Genomic DNA, 18,464 nt, shown 5'->3' on the forward strand with positions numbered 1-18,464 from the left:
ATCATGAGCGGCATTCACGACTTCATCGCAAACGAAATCAAGACGAACGATGTCGTTCTCTTCCTCAAGGGCACGCCTCAGTTCCCGCAATGCGGCTTCTCCGGCCAGGTGGTCCAGATCCTCGATTACCTCGGGCTCGACTACAAGGGCGTGAATGTTCTTGCCGACGCGGAAATCCGCCAGGGCATCAAGGACTACTCCAACTGGCCGACGATCCCCCAGCTCTACATCAAGGGTGAGTTCGTTGGCGGATGCGATATCGTCCGCGAAATGTTCCAGTCGGGCGAGCTCAAAACCCATATCGAGGAACAGGGCATTACCGTCCGCGCAGCCTGATCCGGCTTGATATACTCTCCAAAATTTTGAAGGCGCCGCTCCCACGGCGCCTTTCCCATTCTTTAGGAAATCCCCCGTGACAAATCCTTCACATCCCGTTGTCCCAAAGCTGCAAGGCATGGGAAGGGCACAATTCATTGCCATGATGGCCGCTCTGATGGCACTCAACGCCCTCGCCATCGATATCATGCTTCCCGGACTACAGCAGATCGGCGCAGCACTCGGCGTCGAGAACGAGAACCATCGACAGTATGTCGTCTCGGCCTATCTGTTCGGCTTCGGCATCGCCCAGCTCTTCTATGGCCCGATCTCCGACCGTTTCGGTCGACGCACGCCGCTCCTGATCGGTCTCGGCATCTACATCGTCTCCGCGATCGCCGTCGTTTTCGTCCCCTCCTTTGCGGGCCTGCTCATCCTGCGCTTTATCCAGGGCATCGGCTCGGCCGCGACTCGCGTCATATCTGTCTCGATCGTCCGCGACGTGTTCGGCGGTCGCGCCATGGCGGAAGTCATGTCTCTCATCATGATGGTGTTCATGATTGTGCCGATTATCGCGCCCGGAACGGGACAGCTCGTGCTGCTGTTTGGTGACTGGCACCTGATCTTTGTCTTCATCGCCGTCGTCGCAATCATTGTCACGATCTGGGTTGCCCGCAAGCTGCCCGAAACGCTGGATCAGGCCGATGTCCGCCCGTTCACGGTAAAGTCCATCGTCGCCGGCTTCCTGATCGTTCTCACCAACCGCATGGCGCTCTGCTACACGCTTGCGAGCACGTTTATCTTCGGCGCCCTGTTCGGCTTTATCAACTCGGCCCAGCAGGTCTATGTCGGCATCTACCAGCTCGGCGTCTGGTTCCCAGTGGCATTTGCTGCGGTCGCTCTGTTCATGTCGATCTCGGCCTTCCTCAACTCCCGCTGGGTCGGCAGGCTCGGCATGCGCAAGCTGTCGCACGCCGCCATCATCGGCTTCGTCGTGGTCACCTTCCTGTGGCTGAGCGTACAGCTGCTGTCATCCGAACCGATGCCCTTCCTGCTGTTCCTGGCCTTCTTCGCCATGGCCATGTTCCTGTTCGGCCTGATCGCCTCGAACTTCAATTCGCTGGCAATGGAGCCCCTCGGTCACGTGGCGGGCACTGCTTCGTCAGTTCTCGGCTTCATGGGCACGGTCGGCGGCGCAATCATCGGCGCATCCATCGGCCAGGCCTTCGACGGCACGGCGACGCCGATGGTGGCGGGCTTCTTTACCGTCTCCGTCATCGGCCTGGTCTTCGTGCTGATCGGCGAAAAGGGAAAGCTCTTCCGGCCCCATAACCACAAGGCCTGACAGTCCATCACGTCAGAGCGCAAAAAAGGCCGGAGCGATCCGGCCTTTTTCGGTTCCGCTTTGTCTCGAAGGGTCGGTCAGGTAGAGAGCGAAATGACACTCTAACGGAGAGAGTCAGCTTTCGGCCCGAAGCGGACAGACGGTATGTGCGGAAGGGTAATACAACGGGATTATCGTCCTTCTATTTTTTGCTGCAGTATCATCCGTGTACCTTCTTTCCTTCGTCGTTCCGCCTTGCCAAGTAGCGGTGACGTAGCGTTTTGAAGGATTGAAATCGATGAACCAGACAGTTTCCAATGTGAAGTCACGAAACATTCTCGTGCTCGGGGCCGGGGAACTCGGCATGCCCGTCCTTCGCAATCTGGCCCGTCGCGCCAAGGGCATTGAAGACGCAAAGATAAGCGTTCTGCTTCGCGCCAGTGCCGTTAAATCAGACCCACTGGCCAAACAGCGCGACGTCACCGAAATCCGCGACTTGGATATCGAGATCGTCACAGGTGATCTGGTCAATAGCTCAATCGATGAACTCGCATCTCTGTTTGCACAGTACGACACCGTGATTGGCTGCGCTGGCTACGCGGCTGGTATTGATACACCGATGAAGTTGGCCAAGGCGGCGTTACAGTCCGGTATTCCGCGCTACTTCCCCTGGCAGTTTGGTGTCGATTTCGAGGCAATTGGTCGAGGCGGTCCGCAGGACATCTTCGACGCTCAACTCGATGTGCGCGAACTCCTTCGCTCCCAGAGCAAGATGGACTGGGTCATCATCTCCACCGGCATGTTCATGAGTTATCTTTTCGAACCGGAATTCGGCGTCGTTGATCTGGAAAAGAACGCAGTCAACGCTCTTGGCAGCTCCGATACCGCTGTTACGCTGACGACGCCCGACGACATCGGCGTGCTCACCGCTGAAATCGTCTTCTACGAGCCGACCATCAGCAACGAGATCGTCTTCCTGGCGGGCGACACCGTCACCTATGGCGAGCTTGCCGACAAGCTGGAGGCGGGTTTGAACCGGCCCTTCAGCCGGTCCGTATGGACTGTCCCCGTCCTGATGGAAGAACTGGCAAATGACCCGCAAAACATGATGCGCAAGTACCGCACAGCCTTTGGTATTGGGCGAGGAATGGCATGGGACAAGGCCGGCACATTCAACGCGCGCGAAGGCATCAAGGTGACGGATGTGTCCGATTGGATCAACGCGAACCTGAGCGGCAAGTGACATAGCCTCTGAGACGCAGATCGACGGACGATAACAAACGGGAAGCGCGGTATAGCCGCGCTCACAATGAGAGTTGATCCGCAGCAATCATTACGCGGTCGAACACCATGCCGCCGGCATCAGCGGAGCGGGGGCATGTCTCGATTGTTAAAACGTCTGCCAGGAGGGCTTTTCTGGCGGACGGGCATCAAAATCCTCGCGTGACGTTCGAAACTGCTCGGAATTCTCCACGACCCACGTCCACAACGGGATCATGCGAATGAGAAGACCCATTCCCAGTTCTGTCAGTTCGTATTCCACCCGAGGCGGCACCTCAACGAGATCGCGACGCGTAACGAGACCATCTCTTTCGAGTTGGCGTAGCGTGCGAGTGAGCATCCGCTGCGTTACACCGTGCATTCGTTTTCCGATGTCTGCGTGGCGAAGCCTGCCATAGACACCGAGGGTGTGTATGACGCCGAGCGACCACCGGCTTCCGGCATGAGTGAGAACCTCGCGTCTCACCCCATCGTCGTCCTCACGAAGACCATCGCAAACCGCTTGGGAATAGCTAAGAATTTCTTCTCTGGTCATTGCTCTTGCCTCCGGTATTGCTGCCTGTCGTATTACCAACCTTCAGAAAGCATTTCACCTGTCTCCCCCGACGTGTTGGAACGTTTATAAAGTCGGCAGGGATATGCGCGTCGTTGGTGTCGCCGATGGCCGAGGACGTCCGTCGTTGGCGCAAAGCTGCAAAAGACATCTTTCGGCCCGTTGCGGACATAGAACGGCGCCGCGAGATTGGTTTGCTTTGCCTTCACCACCCGCGAAAAGCTCGGTGGGGTAGCGCCTAAGGCATACGTTGCCCCGATGCGTTTCCGCAACCGCGCTACTCAGCTTTGCTGGTCAGCAATTCGTCGAGCTGGTCCAACTGCTCGGGCAATGCGACCGCCGAGCCCTGCATGGCCTCCTCAAGTGCCTCCTTGGACGGATAGACCTCGTGGAAACGCAACAGCGTCATGCCGCCCTGGTCCTTGAGGCTCACGGTCGTGACCGCGCCCTCTTCGCCCTCGTCGTTGGTCCAGACAATGCGCTCGTTCGGTACGACCTCGAGATACTTGCCATAGAAGGCCATGGTATCGGAATCGCCACCGGCACCGAATTCCAGCCGATACTTGCCGCCGGTACGCACGTCCATGTCGCACGATACGAGCGACAGGCCAGGGACCGATTTTGGCACCCACCAGGCCTGGAACATCTCGGGCTCACTCCACGCCTTGAAAACGGCCCTCGGCGGCGCATTGAATGTCCGCATGACGACCAATTCGCGATCGCCCCTGCGCTCCACTGATGTCCCGTCAACTTGCTGTTTCATCGGTTACCTCCCGTTGCATGGTACTGATGAGTTCATTCAATGGTTCGAAGCGGGCCTCGAAAATCTTTCGATGCGCCTCTATGCACTCGGCTTCCGCCTCAAGTCCGTGCTTCGCAAGCCTGCAGGTTCTCACCCGTCCGGTCTACTCGGGGACAACGAGCCCCGCTCGTTCGAGAACCTGGATATGCTTCCGCATGCCGCCCTCAGGCACCAGAATACACGAGGGTTCAACGGGGACAACGGAGTTGGCTTACGGTGTCGTTTCACCCTCTACTGGGACCGACCCCTTGAAGGCTCAGTCGCCGATGAGTTCGCGACGCAGCATCTGCCAGCTGTCCTTGCAGGTCGCGACCAGCAGCCCGCCATCCACGTGGTCCGGCAGGTAATCGGATCCGTCGAAGCGCGCCGCATAACCGCCGGCCTCCGTGGCAATCAGGGTGCCCGCCAGATGATCCCAAGGCATGAGCTTGTTGTAGAGAAGGTATTGCACGTGCCCGCCGGCAAAGGTGCGATACTCGTGCGCGGCACATCGATAGTTGGCAAAGAAACGCACCTTCGCCAGATTGGCCAGCAGCCGCTCTCTCTCCTCGCCGAAGAAATACCCGGGTGACGCCATTCCGACCATGTCGCCGATCGGTGTCGCTTCCGCGACCGCAAGGCGCACCGCATCGCCGTCAGGACGGCGCAGGAAGGCGCCTGCGCCCTTTTCCGCCATCACCCAATCGTCACCCATCGGATCGTAGATGATGCCGGCGACCGTTTCGCCTTTCCAGACGACAGAGGCCATGACACCGAAGGCAGGAATGCCGGAGGCGAAATTGAACGTGCCATCGACAGGATCGACGACGATCGCGAAATCCGAGCCTCCAAGCTTGGCGAGAAGCGACGGATCGGCGGCCACCGATTCTTCGCCAACAAACAGAGCATCAGGCGCCAGCGCTTCAAGCTCGCGGCGGATCAGACGCTCGGCTGCCTCGTCCGCTTCGGTCACCAGATCCGACGGCTCGCTTTTGGAACGCACGTCGCCGCTTCCAAGCCGCCGGAACCGCGGCAGGATCTCTTCCTTCGCCGCAAGGCGCAGGATGTCGGCAAGCTTGGCTATATCGAGCGGCATGGTCATGGTGTGAGATCCTGCAGTGGTGGGAGCAGCTTGTTGGGGATCAGGCGGCGGGGTTGGCGCTGAGGCCGGAGAAGTCGAACAGTTTCGGGTCAAGCAGATGCGACGGGTTCACATGCGCCAGCGCCCGCAGCATCGTGTCCTTGCGGCCCGGCATGCGCGTCTCGATATCGGCAAGCATGGCCTTCATCGCGTTGCGCTGCAGCCCGTCCTGCGAGCCACAGAGGTCGCAGGGGATGATCGGGAATTCCATGGCGGCAGAGAATTTCGCCAGATCGTCCTCGGCGCAATAGGCAAGCGGCCGCAGCACCATCACGTCGCCTTCGTCGTTCAGAAGCTTCGCCGGCATGCCGGCAAGCCGTCCGCCGTGAAAGAAGTTCATGAAGAAGGTTTCGAGAATATCCTCCCGGTGGTGCCCGAGAACCAGTGCATCACACCCCTCTTCGCGGGCAACCCGGTAGAGATTGCCGCGCCGAAGCCGCGAACAGAGCGCGCAGTAGGTTCCGCCCGCAGGCACCTTTTCCTTCACGATCGAATAGGTATCGCGATACTCGATCCGGTGCTTGACGCCGATCGAGGTGAGATAGTCCGGCAGGATGTGTTTGGGAAAGTTCGGCTGTCCCTGATCGAGATTGCAGGCCAGCAGCTCGACCGGAAGCAGGCCGCGCCATTGCAGATCAAGAAGGATGGCCAGCAGCGAATAGCTGTCCTTGCCGCCCGACAGGCCGACAAGCCAACGCTTCTGATCCTTCAGCATGCCGAAATCGTCGAACGCCTGGCGAACCTGCCGCAGCAGCCGCTTGCGCAACTTGTTGAACGAGACCGAACTCGGCGCATCCCTGAATAGGGACGGCACGAGGCCATCCACGACCTCGTCGATCTCATCCGGTATCGTTGCGTTCAATCCCATGTCCAAACCTCATGTGAAACGGGCGGCCAGTGGCCGCCCGATCATTCCAACTCTCAGGCGCCGAGCGCTGCGGCCACGGCTTCCAGCGCTTCACTGGCCTTGGCACCGTCAGGGCCACCGGCCTGCGCCATATCCGGCCGTCCGCCGCCGCCCTTGCCGCCGAGCGCTGCAGAGGCGATCCGCACCAGATCGACAGCACTGAAGCGACCGATAAGATCAGGCGTCACCGCCACGACCGCACTTGCCTTGCCGTCTTCGGACACGCCAACCAGCGTCACGACGCCGGAACCGAGCGTGGCCTTGCCCTCGTCCGCGAGCCCCTTCAGGTCCTTCGCGTCGATGCCGGCCAGTGCCTTGCCCATGAACTTGATGCCCGCGATGTCACGGATGTCGTCGGCAGAACCACCCTGCTGACCGCCACCCATGGCGAGCCGGCGCTTGGCGTCTGCCAGTTCCTTCTCGAGCTTGCGACGCTCGTCGATCAGCGCCTCGACACGGGAGACAAGCTCACCGGGCTGAACCTTTAGCGCACCGGACAAGGTCTTCACGCGCTCATCCTGCTCGGCGAGATAGACACGCGCCGCATCCCCCGTCACCGCTTCGACACGGCGAACACCAGCGCCAACGGCGCTTTCGGAGAGAATGCGCACGAGGCCGATATCGCCCGTCGCGTTCACATGCGTGCCACCGCAGAGTTCGATCGAATAAGGCTTGCCGGCCTTCGGGCCATCGACGGCCTTGCCCATGGAGACAACGCGAACTTCATCGCCGTATTTCTCGCCGAACAATGCCATCGCACCTTCGGCGATCGCATCGTCGACGCTCATCAGGCGCGTGGTGACCTGCGCGTTCTGCAGAATGATGGCGTTGGCCATATCCTCGACGACCTGCAACTCCTCGGATGACATCGGCTTCGGATGCGACACGTCGAAACGAAGACGCTCCGGCGCAACCAGCGAGCCCTTCTGCGCCACATGGGTGCCGAGCACTTCGCGCAGGGCTTCATGCAGCAGATGCGTGGCGGAATGGTTCGAGCGCAGGCGCGAACGGCGTGCGTGATCGACGGCGAGGATGACCGCGTCACCAGCCTTCAACGTGCCCTCGGTCACGGTCGCGATATGGACGAACAGCCCCTCGCCCCGCTTCTGGACGTCGGTCACTTCAAGCTTGGCGTGGTCGGTCGAGATCAAACCGGCATCGCCCATCTGGCCGCCGGATTCACCGTAGAACGGCGTCTGGCTCACGACGATTTGGACGGCATCGCCGCTCGAGGCACTGTCGATGGCCTTGCCATCCTTGACAATCGCCTGGACGACGCCTTCGGCAGTCTCGGTGTCATAGCCGAGGAATTCGGTGGCGCCGAACTTTTCCTTGATTTCGAACCAGACGGTTTCGGTCGCCTTGTCGCCGGAGCCTGCCCAATGCGAGCGGGCTTCCGCCTTCTGGCGTTCCATCGCATCGGTAAAGCCGGAGAGATCGACGCCGATTTCGCGGGCGCGGAGCGCGTCCTGCGTCAGGTCGAGCGGGAAACCGTAGGTGTCGTAAAGCTTGAACGCCGTCTCGCCGTCGAGCATGTCGCCCTTGTCGAGCGTGCTGGTCGCGTCCGAAAGCAGCGACAAACCACGTTCGAGCGTCTTGAGGAAGCGGGTTTCCTCGAGCTTCAGCGTTTCCGCGGTCAGCGCCTCGGCGCGCACCAGTTCCGGATAGGCGCGGCCCATTTCCTGCACCAGCGTCGGCAGGAGCTTGTACATGACCGGTTCTTTGGCACCGAGCAGCTGCGCATGGCGCATGGCGCGGCGCATGATGCGGCGAAGCACGTAACCACGGCCTTCGTTGGATGGCAGGACGCCGTCGGCAATCAGGAACGCGGACGAACGCAGATGGTCGGCGATGACGCGGTGGCTGGCACTGCCCTCGGCCTTCACGCTCAGGACATCCTCGATCGTTCCGATCAGCGTCTGGAACAGATCGGTGTCGAACACACTCTGCTTGCCCTGCAGGACACAGGCCATGCGCTCGAGACCCATGCCGGTATCGATCGACGGGCGCGGCAGCAGCGTACGCTCGCCGGGTGCCGTCTGCTCGTACTGCATAAAGACGAGGTTCCAGAATTCCAGGAAGCGGTCGCCGTCTTCTTCAGGCGAGCCCGGAGGTCCACCCCAGACATTCTCGCCCTGGTCGATGAAGATTTCCGAGCACGGACCGCAGGGGCCGGTATCGCCCATCTGCCAGAAGTTGTCGGAGGTCGGAATGCGGATGATCTTGTCGTCGGAAATGCCGGCGATTTTCTTCCACAGCGTCGCAGCTTCCTCGTCTTCCGAATAGACCGTGACCAGCAAGCGGTGCTTGGGCAGATCGAAGCCTTCGGTAACCAGCTTCCAGGCAAGCTCGATCGCGTTTTCCTTGAAGTAGTCACCAAACGAGAAGTTGCCGAGCATCTCGAAGAAGGTGAGATGGCGGGCGGTGTAACCGACATTGTCGAGGTCGTTGTGCTTGCCGCCGGCGCGCACGCATTTCTGCGAGGTGGTGGCCGTGGTGTAGGGGCGCTTTTCAAGACCGGTAAAGACGTTCTTGAACTGCACCATACCGGCATTGGTAAACATCAGCGTCGGGTCATTGCGCGGCACAAGCGGGGACGAGGACACAACCTCGTGGCCGTTCATTTGGAAATAGTCGAGAAACGTCGACCGGATTTCATTCACGCCGCTCATGCTAAGCCCTTTTTATCGCCGGGTGCGATGCTGTTATTCGAAGACGAAAGGCTTGTATCGTCCGCGTTCCCGACTGTCCAGCCACAGCACCCCTAATCATCCCAAACCCACCCGAAACGCAGACCGGCCGCGCATCTCGTAGATGGCGGCCGGCAAGATTTGAAAGCCGAAAAACCGGCGAAGATCAGCGACAGGATACCCTAGATCGGCATCCCAACCCAGGTCCGATCAAGGGTCGGGGGCCTGGTCGCCGTCATTGGCATCGGGTCCGCCATTCTGCAGGAACTTATCGGCGATCAGGCCGGCATTCTGGCGCAGCGACGTTTCGATTTCGCGGGCCACTTCCGGATTGTCTCGCAGGAACGACTTCGCGTTCTCGCGGCCCTGACCAAGGCGCTGGCTGTTGTAGGAGAACCATGCGCCCGACTTCTCGACGATCCCAGCCTTGACGCCGAGATCGACGAGCTCGCCGGTCTTGGACACGCCTTCGCCATACATGATGTCGAATTCGACCTGCTTGAAGGGAGGCGCCATCTTGTTCTTGACGACCTTGACGCGTGTCTGGTTGCCGACGACTTCTTCGCGTTCCTTGACCTGGCCGATGCGGCGAATGTCGAGACGGACAGACGCGTAGAATTTCAGCGCGTTACCGCCTGTCGTCGTTTCCGGCGAACCGAACATCACGCCGATCTTCATGCGGATCTGGTTGATGAAGATCACCATCGTCTTCGACTTGGAGATCGACGCCGTCAGCTTGCGCAGTGCCTGGCTCATCAGACGGGCCTGAAGACCCGGCAGGCTGTCGCCCATTTCGCCTTCGATTTCGGCGCGTGGCGTCAATGCCGCAACCGAGTCGATGACGAGAACGTCGACAGCACCGGAACGCACCAGCGTATCAGTGATCTCAAGCGCCTGCTCACCGGTGTCAGGCTGCGAGATCAGGAGGTTATGCAGATCGACGCCGAGCTTGCGGGCGTAGACCGGATCGAGCGCGTGTTCCGCGTCGACGAAGGCGCAAACACCGCCACCCTTCTGAGCCTCGGCAATGGTCTGCAGGGCAAGCGTTGTCTTGCCCGAGCTTTCCGGACCATAGATTTCGACGATACGGCCCTTCGGCAGGCCGCCGATGCCGAGCGCAATATCGAGGCTCAGGGAACCGGTGGAAACTGTCTCGATCTCGACGATGCTATCGTTCGAGCCAAGCTTCATGATCGATCCCTTACCGAAGGATCGTTCGATCTGTGAGAGTGCTGCTTCGAGCGCCTTGCTCTTGTCCACGCCTTTATCCTCTACGAGCCGCAATGAATTCTGTGCCATGAGGTCCCACCTTTAGGTTATTGCCGCCACGCAAGCAATGAAGCAGCCGATGGACATCGTGTACTCTTTTTGTTCTCATCAATCAAGGGTCTTTTATCAGCTTGATTGAACAGCATTATCGCGATTTCGTTCCCGGAAGGTTCTCGCGCGCATAACCTGTGGAAAATCAGGCGTTAAAGCAAGAAGCCTCGCGGTTCGACGGACGAATCGCGAGGCTCCATAAAGGTTGGCAGGCGGATCAGAAAATCAGTCCGAGTCGAGCATCTCGCGAACCGCAACGGCAAGCTGCTTCAGCGAAAACGGCTTGGGCAGAAAACCGAACTTCGCATCGGCCGGCAGGTTGCGCGCAAACGCGTCCTCCGCGTATCCGGAGACGAAGATGAACTTCAGATCCGGATAGGATTTCCGCAGTTCCGTCAGAAGCGTCGGCCCGTCCATCTCAGGCATGACAACGTCGGAAACGACGATATCAACCTTGCCTTCGAGCTCGTCCATGATGTCGAGTGCTTCGACGCCGGATCCGGCTTCGTGCACGGTATAACCGCGCGTTTCCAGCATGCGCTTGCCGCCCCGCCGAACCGCTTCTTCATCTTCCACAAGCAGCACGACCGCAGACTTGCCCGTGAGATCCATATCCTCTGACGGCGCCTTCAAAGCCACGGGCTGTGCGGCTGCCAGAGCTGCAGCCTCTGCGGCCTCCGGCGTGATGACCGGTATTTCGGGAATGTGACGCGGCAGGAACAGCCGGAAACTCGTTCCGCGACCGACTTCCGATTCCGGATAGATATAGCCGCCGGACTGTTTGATGATGCCATAGACCATCGAAAGGCCGAGACCTGTACCCTTGCCCACTTCCTTGGTGGTGAAAAACGGCTCGAAGATCTTGTCCATGATCTCGGGCGGAATGCCCGTGCCGCTGTCGGCAACCTCGACCATCACGAGATCTTCCGCCGGCAGATCGGCCTGATGGAAGCTGCTGGTTTCCTCGGCCGTCACATTGCGGGTCTTGATCAGGATCGTGCCGCCCTGCGGCATCGCATCGCGCGCGTTGACGCAGAGGTTGATGAGAACCTGCTCGAACTGCGACAGGTCGGTACGCACCGGCCACAGGTCACGCCCGTAGTCGACATCGAGCTTGACATTGGTGCCGGAAATCAGCCGGTCGACCAGCATGCGCAGGTCGCCCACCACATCGGTGAGGTTCAGCACCGCCGGACGCATCGTCTGCTTGCGCGAGAAGGCCAAGAGCTGGCGCACCAGAACGGCGGCCCGGTTGGCGTTGCGCTTGATTTCCATCAGGTCGGCAAAGCTCGCATCGGACGGACGCGCCTGCAAAAGCAGGTGATCGGAGGACAGAAGGATTGCCGTCAGCACATTGTTGAAATCGTGGGCGATGCCGCCGGCAAGCGTGCCCACAGCGTTCAACTTCTGGGTCTGCGCCATCTGCGTCTCGAGCGCCTTCTGCTCGGTCGTCTCGACGGAATAGATGATGGCCGCCTCTTCGGGTGCCTCGTCGCTCTCGTCGATCACCGCATTGACGTAGAAACGCAGATAGCGGGTCTCGTCGCCCGGATGCCGCGAATCGATCGGAGTAATGTCGCCCTGACGGTCGCGTGCGGCAGCAAGCGCCGCCATCAGCTGATCGCGGGTCGTCTCGTGCGCGATACGCTCCAGCGACGCACCGCTTTCCACGTCGTCGCGGGTCAGAACCCCGGCGAACAGTCGCAGGAACGGCGCATTGATGCGCAGGATCCGGCCTTCGCCATCAACGGACGCAATGGCCATCGGCGTGTTGTTGAAAAAGCGCGTGAAACGCATTGCCGACGCGGATTGATCGGTGTCCTCACCATGCGGCCGGTTGATCACGACACTGCGGCTTTCGCCGGGCGCACCGTCGCGCATGGAGCTGACGCTGTGAACAAGTCGCACCGGCAGGCTCTGGCCGTTGGCACGGCGCAGGTCGAGATCGAGCGTCTCCGTGCGCTTCAGACCTGGCGCCGGTTGAACCGACTGGATCAGCGCCATGCCCTCGCCCGCCACGAGATCGTCGATCGTCATCGATCCCGGAGAAAACTTGGTCAGATCGAGACCCAGCCATTCAGCCAGCGTGGCGTTGAGATAAAAGATCTCGCCCTTCTTGCCCGCGGAAAAGAACCCGACCGGCGCATGGTCGAGGTAGTCGATGGCGTTTTGCAGTTCGCGAAAGAAGCGCTCCTGGTCCGACCGTTCCGAGGTCGTGTCGGTAATCTGCCAGATGTCGAGCTGCGCCTTGTTGTTTCCCGAACCCGCCAGAAGGCCGGCCTTCAGCCTGTACCAGAAGGCGCCCGCACCATTCTCTCCAACGACGGCAGTGCCCGTGCTGCGGCCAAGCGGCTGCAGCAGGCGGAATTCTTCATGACCCTCGCGGCCTTCCCGCAGCGCGGATGTCAGCCTGTAAAGCGCCTCGTTGGATTCGCGCGACTTGGACAGAAGCGTTTCAAGGGACTGGATATCGCTCTTTTTCGTCGCACCGGTCATCCGACCATAGGCAGCGTTCGCGTAGACGATGCGACCCTTGATGTCCGTGATCAGGATACCGTCCGGATGGCCGGCCAAGAAAGCGCGGGCGAGATCGTCGGACCGCGATTGCGGCATGACTTCCACGAGGCCTATCATCGAAGAGACGAGGAAAAATATGCCGACCATGGCAAGGATGCCCAGCAGGCCGAGCACAATCTCATTGTCGAGTGCCTGCTGAAAAACCACAAAAGCGACTGCAACGCCCAGCAGCACCAGCGCCAGAAGCACGATCCGAAGAATGGTTCCACCCCGCGTCTTACGCTCGACCAGTGGGGTCTCGTAGTTGCCGCCCTGCTGCAACTTCGTCATCAATCCCTCGCATTTCGCAACGGCCGACTGCCGAAGCCATCCTACTGCGGCCGTCATGCTCCACGGAGCCGAAAACCCTATGATTCCTTCTTAGCAAGTTGTCGGCGACGCAAAAAGCTCCGTTGTGCCAGAAAACCCGGGACAGTGAAGACTTGTGCCCTATCTTTCCTCTCCGAAGTGATGTTTTCCATCAAGACAGCATCGCAGCACCCCTTGATCGAAGCGAAAATTGTCGTCTTTTCAAATGTGACGATTGGCATGAGGAGTATCAGCATATGGCCGAAGAACTGATGGGCGCCTATGGCAGCCGGATGGTTATCGCGGTCCTCGGTGTCGGCATCGGGCTTCTCTTCCTGTTCGGCATCTTGTGGATGCTGCGCGGTCGCAATGGACCGTCGCCGTTCGTCCGCGGGGGACGCAACCGCAATCCGCGGCTGCAGGTGCTGGATGCGGCAGCCGTCGATGCACGCCGCCGCCTCGTGCTGATCCGCCGCGACGGCGTGGAGCACCTCGTCATGATCGGCGGGCCGACCGATATCGTGATCGAAACCGGCATCGCGACGAACTCGCCCTCACAACCCTCCGCCATTGAAAGCGCGCCTTCTGAACCGCGTCCCGCACTTGCCCAGAGGCAGCGTCCGGACCCTCGCCCGGCAGCTCTGCCAGAGGCCGAACGGCCTGAGCCCATGCGGGAGATTTCTGTGCGCGACGACGCCCCGCGTGCGAAGCCACCACTCGCGACCCAGCCATCTCCCATTCCCGCTCGCCCTGTGAGCCCGGTATCCCGGTCGGAGCCGACGCCGACTGCGTCCGTATCGCCACCCGCCCCGCAGCGACTGGATCCGCCGGCAAGACAATCCGCCCCCGAGCCACAGCGTCCGGCACCGACCGTCGTCATCCCGGCAACGGTTTCGACAGCCGCTGGCGTTGCCGCAGCGCCGATCGCCGCGGCAGCGATCACGGCGATCCCGCAGCCTGCACCATCCAGGGTCGACGATGCGGCAAACGCGCTTGAAGCCGCGCGCAGTCGGGTTCTTGCTCACGCCGAGCCCGACCAGCCGACAGAACCGTCGCGCGTTGTCCCGATCAATCCTGAGGACCTCTCGACCGGCGGACAGCCGGCCCTCGAAAAGCCGAAGATGCTCGGGAGCGATTTCGAGAAAATTCTGGAAGAGGAAATGGCACAAAACCTTGCGGCGCGGGAAAACGCCGGCCGCGAGACGATCGCGGTACCAGCACCAAACCGCCAGTTGCCGCAGCGCGATCCTGCTGTCGCACCGATTACCGGCGCGACTGCCGAGCCATCACTTCAGGACGAAGTCGCCCGTATATTTGGGGAAATGTCCGCCACGCGCGATAAATGACATGCAGGGCCGCGGGCTTTGCACGTATCCATGACATCAAACGACAAAAGGCACGGTTTCCCGTGCCTTTTGTCGTTTCTGCCGTAGACCATGCGTCAAGCAGAAATCATTCGTCGCGATAGACCTTTTCGCGACGCTCGTGCCGCTCCTGGGCCTCGATCGACAGGGTTGCGATCGGCCGGGCGTCAAGACGCTTCAGTCCGATTGGCTCGCCGGTTTCTTCGCAATAGCCATAGGTCCCGTCGTCGATGCGCTGCATCGCCGCGTCGATCTTGGAGATCAACTTGCGCTGCCGGTCACGGGCACGAAGCTCGATGGCTCTATCGGTTTCCGAAGATGCGCGATCGGCCAGATCGGGATGGTTGGCACTTTCCTCTGCCAGATGATCCAGAGTCTCCCGCGCCTCCCGCAGGATATCGTTTCTCCAGGCCGTCAGTTTTGCCCGGAAATACGCCTTCTGGTTTGCATTCATGAACTCGTCGGTTTCCGAGAGTACATAATTGCTAAGATCGATCTTCTCACTCAACGCGATTCTCCTGAAGAACATCTCGTGGCCGCTCTATATCGCTTTGGTTGTTCCGGTTCAAGCCTTCCGCTCGTTATTGAGGCAATTTTAAAATTGTCACAAAAATCAGCTAAATGACTATTTTCTATGCTTTAATCGACTTCGGTTGAAACCGGTTCCTGGGCAGCGCAACTGGCAATCATGGCGCAGGCGTGGTTGAAGTTCCGAAGTCACGGAATTACCGTCCAGGCGGTCAAAGGAGAATGAAATGGCGTCTTTCACCGATATGCCGACACTCGCGCCGCCGCCGTCACGCATCTACCTTCTCCGGCACGGCCGGGCGGCCAACCCGGAACAGGGTCAGAGAGATTTCGATCGAACACTGACGACGGACGGTTTCGCCGAAGCGGAAATCGTTGCCGACAAGGCGGCGGACCGTCGCTACCGCCCCGACGCTGTTATCAGTTCGACGGCTATGCGTTGCCGCCAGACTGCGGAGGCGGTGCGCCGCGCAATCAGCGAAACCATCGAGCCCGAATTCATCGACGAGGTCTACAACGGATCGGTCGGCACCTATCTCGCGCTGATTTTTACCAGCGACCGCAGCGGATCGGTGATGCTCGTCGGGCATAACCCGACGATCGAGGACGTGTTCGGGGAACTGATCGGAAAAGAGCATGCAGCCCGCGCCCTGCCCTCAGGGTATCCGACGGCAGGCCTTGCTGTCATCGATCACGCAGGCCGAAGCGACGGCTCGCGACCCGCATGGAACCTGACGGATTTCATCACGCCGTGACCACAGATTCCAAGGCATCCCATCCCTTTGCGCATTGCCTGACGGTCCCTATATAGCGACAAACAGTTTTGGAACGACACCTTGCCGCCAGCGCTCACCAGTATCACCGACGACGCGAAGATTGCTCTCGATAATCTCGCCGATCGCGCCTCGAACTTGGTCAATCCGTCGATGCGGCTTGGCGTTACCGGCTTGTCGCGTGCCGGCAAGACGGTGTTCATCTCGTCGCTTGTCCACAATCTCCTGAACGGCGGCCGGCTGCCACTGTTCGAGGCAATGCGATCCGGCCGGGTCTCGCAGGCGCGGCTCGAGCAGCAGCCGGACGACGCGATACCGCGCTTCCAGTATGAGGATCACATCGACGCACTGGTGCGCGAACGGATCTGGCCGGACTCGACGCGCGCGATCTCGGAACTCCGCGTCACGCTGGAATACCAGAGCGCCAGTGGATGGAACCGGATGTTTTCCCGCGGAAGGCTGTCGATCGACATCGTCGACTATCCCGGCGAATGGCTGCTCGATCTGCCGCTGCTGGCACAGGATTACCAGACCTTCAGCCGCAACACCGTAGACCTTGCCCGGACCGGCATTCGCGCCGAGTTGTCGAAGGACTGGCTTTCGTTCGCCTCCGGCATAGACATGGACGCACCGGCGGACGAAGGAACCGCGCGTCGGCTGGCCGAGAGTTTTGCGGCCTACCTGAAAGCCTGCAAATCTGATGAGCGCTCGCTCTCCACCCTGCCGCCCGGGCGATTTCTGATGCCCGGCGACCTGGAAGGTTCGCCCGCCCTCACCTTTGCGCCCCTCGCCGATCTTCCGGATACGCCGGCCCCGAAGGGGTCGTTCCGGGCAATGATGGAGCGCCGCTACGACGCCTACAAGACAATCGTCGTCAAACCCTTCTTCCGCGAGCATTTCGCACGCCTCGACCGGCAGATCGTGCTGATCGACGCGCTCCAGGCGATCAACCGTGGCCCTGAGGCCGTGCAGGATCTGGAACGCGCACTGACCGACGTACTCGCCTGCTTCCGTCCCGGCCACAACAGCTTCTTCTCGTCGCTGGTCGGCCGGCGCATCGACAAGGTGCTGGTCGCAGCCACCAAGGCCGACCATCTGCACCACGAAAGCCACGACCGGCTGGAACGCCTGACCGGCCGCCTCGTCGACCGCGCCATCGAGCGGATCGGCATGGCCGGCGCCGGCATCGACGTGATGGCAATCGCCTCCGTGCGCGCCACGCGTGAAGCTTCCGTGAAGGACGGCAGTCACCAACTGCCGGTCATCGTCGGCACACCGATGGCAGGCGAAACCATCAATGGCGAAGTCTTCGACGGCACGCGGCAGACGGCGATCTTCCCTGGCGACCTTCCGGCCGACCCGGAATCCTTGTTTCGGCAGCTCGGTCAACCCGGCTCCGAGCTTCCGGATGTCAACGTGGTGCGCTTCCGTCCCCCGGCCCTCGACGAAAAGGGCGGTATCACCCTTTCGGTCCCGCATATCAGGCTCGACCGCGCCATGCAGTTTCTGCTGGGAGATCGCCTCGCATGACCGACCGCAAGATCACCGATGACCGCCGCCGCCCGTCTTCCTTCGTCGTGGACGATGACATTCCGACGAAAGAAGAGCCGCAGACCCATCCGAACCGCGCACCCCGCCGGTTTGACGACGGCGTTGCCATCACGCCGGACGAGCTTGATCCGTTCATCAGCCCGCAGGAACTTTCACCAGAAGCGCTGGCCGTCGCCGTGCCGGTGAAGCGGAAGCGTTTCTCCTTCGCCAACCTCGCGGCCGCGGCCTTCGGCACGTTCCTGTCGCTTGCGTTCGGCCTCTGGGCGGATCGGATCATCCGGGATCTCTTTGCACGGTCCGACTGGCTCGGTTACGCCGCAGCGGCAGCACTGGGCGTCGGCATCGTCGCGCTTCTGGTCATGGTCGGTCGCGAAATCATCGGGATGATGCGGCTTGCTGCGGTCCAGACGCTGAAGACGCAAGCGGAAGACGCCCTGAAATCACCAAGGCCGACGGCAGCCAGAACCGTCGTCGCCGCGCTCACGAAACTGACGGGTCACCGTGCGGAGACCGCCCGCGGACGTGCCGCGCTTGATGCGACGAAAGACGACATCATCGACGGCCCGCAACTTATCGATCTTGCGGAGCGAGAACTGCTGTCGCCGCTCGACCGGCAGGCACGCGTCCTCATTCTTGGCGCCTCGAAACGGGTCTCGGTCGTCACCGCTGTCAGCCCCCGCGCGGTCGTTGATCTCGTCTATGTCCTGTTCGAGGTGACACGACTGATCCGCGCGATGGCGGACCTCTACGGCGGGCGCCCAGGCACGCTCGGACTGTTGAAGCTCATGCGGGACGTGATGGCGCATCTGGCGGTGACAGGTTCGATCGCGGTTGGAGACGGAATCGCGCAGCAGGTTCTGGGCCATGGTTTGGCATCGAGGCTTTCAAGCAAACTCGGCGAAGGCGTCATCAACGGCCTGCTGACGGCGCGTATCGGCATTGCCGCGATGGATCTTTGCCGCCCGCTTCCCTTCCGCGCTGTGAAGCGCCCGGGGATCGGCGATTTCATGTCCGACATCTCTCCCGTCGGCCCGCGCAAGACCGATTGATCGCGCCTCTGTGACCCCTAAT

The 18,464-nt window shown here is 60.8% G+C and carries 15 protein-coding genes and 1 pseudogene; 7 read left to right on the forward strand and 9 right to left on the reverse strand.

Annotated features, from left to right (window positions below):
- Nucleotides 1–3: 3 nt before the first annotated feature.
- The 3 genes from grxD (at nucleotide 4) to ASF70_RS15335 (ending at nucleotide 2,882) form a co-directional block, all read left to right on the forward strand.
- Entirely contained in the window at nucleotides 4–336 is a 333-nt protein-coding gene (gene grxD, locus ASF70_RS15325) for a Grx4 family monothiol glutaredoxin (RefSeq protein WP_062456655.1), read from the forward strand.
- A gap of 118 nt (nucleotides 337–454) precedes the next feature.
- Nucleotides 455–1,660, forward strand: a complete 1,206-nt coding sequence (locus ASF70_RS15330) for a multidrug effflux MFS transporter (protein ID WP_062580832.1) — start codon at nucleotides 455–457, stop codon at nucleotides 1,658–1,660.
- Between the two features lie 277 nt (nucleotides 1,661–1,937).
- The gene (locus ASF70_RS15335; RefSeq protein WP_062580834.1) at nucleotides 1,938–2,882 is read left to right on the forward strand and encodes an aromatic alcohol reductase; all 945 of its coding nucleotides are present in this window, start codon (nucleotides 1,938–1,940) and stop codon (nucleotides 2,880–2,882) included.
- 147 nt (nucleotides 2,883–3,029) lie between these two features.
- Here the strand turns inward: ASF70_RS15335 and ASF70_RS15340 are convergent, their stop codons facing one another.
- The 8 genes and pseudogenes from ASF70_RS15340 to ASF70_RS15370 all read right to left on the reverse strand — a co-directional run bounded on the left by ASF70_RS15340 (nucleotide 3,030) and on the right by ASF70_RS15370 (nucleotide 13,159).
- Nucleotides 3,030–3,455 carry a helix-turn-helix domain-containing protein gene (locus tag ASF70_RS15340; RefSeq protein ID WP_062580836.1) on the reverse strand — a complete coding sequence of 142 codons (426 nt, stop codon included), beginning with the start codon at nucleotides 3,453–3,455 and terminating at the stop codon, nucleotides 3,030–3,032.
- 295 nt (nucleotides 3,456–3,750) lie between these two features.
- A complete protein-coding gene (locus ASF70_RS15345; RefSeq protein WP_062580838.1) occupies nucleotides 3,751–4,236 on the reverse strand; it encodes an SRPBCC domain-containing protein in 486 nt (161 codons plus the stop codon).
- Nucleotides 4,220–4,435: pseudogene (locus tag ASF70_RS24820) on the reverse strand (ArsR family transcriptional regulator); the annotation flags it as partial. The gene ASF70_RS15345 and the pseudogene ASF70_RS24820, both read right to left, overlap by 17 nt.
- 96 nt (nucleotides 4,436–4,531) lie before the next feature.
- Complete coding sequence (locus tag ASF70_RS15350; protein ID WP_062580840.1) at nucleotides 4,532–5,356, reverse strand: inositol monophosphatase; 825 nt, start codon at nucleotides 5,354–5,356, stop codon at nucleotides 4,532–4,534.
- 40 nt (nucleotides 5,357–5,396) lie between these two features.
- On the reverse strand, nucleotides 5,397–6,263 hold the full coding sequence (ttcA, locus tag ASF70_RS15355; protein WP_062580842.1) for a tRNA 2-thiocytidine(32) synthetase TtcA: 867 nt from the start codon (nucleotides 6,261–6,263) through the stop codon (nucleotides 5,397–5,399).
- Between the two features lie 53 nt (nucleotides 6,264–6,316).
- The gene (alaS, locus tag ASF70_RS15360) at nucleotides 6,317–8,974 is read right to left on the reverse strand and encodes an alanine--tRNA ligase (RefSeq protein ID WP_062580844.1); all 2,658 of its coding nucleotides are present in this window, start codon (nucleotides 8,972–8,974) and stop codon (nucleotides 6,317–6,319) included.
- A gap of 228 nt (nucleotides 8,975–9,202) precedes the next feature.
- Nucleotides 9,203–10,291: a recombinase RecA gene (gene recA, locus ASF70_RS15365; RefSeq protein ID WP_062456635.1), complete on the reverse strand. Its 1,089-nt coding sequence runs from the start codon at nucleotides 10,289–10,291 to the stop codon at nucleotides 9,203–9,205.
- 246 nt (nucleotides 10,292–10,537) lie between these two features.
- Nucleotides 10,538–13,159, reverse strand: a complete 2,622-nt coding sequence (locus tag ASF70_RS15370; RefSeq protein ID WP_062580847.1) for a PAS domain-containing sensor histidine kinase — start codon at nucleotides 13,157–13,159, stop codon at nucleotides 10,538–10,540.
- 275 nt (nucleotides 13,160–13,434) lie between these two features.
- Here ASF70_RS15370 and ASF70_RS15380 point away from each other — a divergent pair, with 275 nt between their 5' ends.
- On the forward strand, nucleotides 13,435–14,523 hold the full coding sequence (locus tag ASF70_RS15380) for a flagellar biosynthetic protein FliO (RefSeq protein ID WP_062580851.1): 1,089 nt from the start codon (nucleotides 13,435–13,437) through the stop codon (nucleotides 14,521–14,523).
- A gap of 106 nt (nucleotides 14,524–14,629) precedes the next feature.
- Here ASF70_RS15380 and dksA read toward each other — a convergent pair whose 3' ends face one another.
- Nucleotides 14,630–15,049 (reverse strand): RNA polymerase-binding protein DksA, encoded by a 420-nt coding sequence (gene dksA / locus ASF70_RS15385; RefSeq protein ID WP_062456626.1) that lies wholly within the window; start codon nucleotides 15,047–15,049, stop codon nucleotides 14,630–14,632.
- 265 nt (nucleotides 15,050–15,314) lie between these two features.
- On the opposite strand from dksA, the gene ASF70_RS15390 reads away from it, so the two are divergent.
- The 3 genes from ASF70_RS15390 to ASF70_RS15400 all read left to right on the forward strand — a co-directional run bounded on the left by ASF70_RS15390 (nucleotide 15,315) and on the right by ASF70_RS15400 (nucleotide 18,442).
- The gene (locus ASF70_RS15390; RefSeq protein WP_062458026.1) at nucleotides 15,315–15,824 is read left to right on the forward strand and encodes a histidine phosphatase family protein; all 510 of its coding nucleotides are present in this window, start codon (nucleotides 15,315–15,317) and stop codon (nucleotides 15,822–15,824) included.
- 81 nt (nucleotides 15,825–15,905) lie between these two features.
- Complete coding sequence (locus ASF70_RS15395) at nucleotides 15,906–17,372, forward strand: YcjX family protein (RefSeq protein ID WP_062580853.1); 1,467 nt, start codon at nucleotides 15,906–15,908, stop codon at nucleotides 17,370–17,372.
- Entirely contained in the window at nucleotides 17,369–18,442 is a 1,074-nt protein-coding gene (locus tag ASF70_RS15400; protein WP_062580855.1) for a TIGR01620 family protein, read from the forward strand. The genes ASF70_RS15395 and ASF70_RS15400 overlap by 4 nt, the downstream gene beginning before the upstream one ends.
- The last annotated feature ends 22 nt before the right edge of the window (nucleotides 18,443–18,464 follow it).

Source organism: Rhizobium sp. Leaf321, from assembly GCF_001423215.1.
Classification (GTDB): Bacteria; Pseudomonadota; Alphaproteobacteria; order Rhizobiales; family Rhizobiaceae; genus Neorhizobium; species Neorhizobium soli.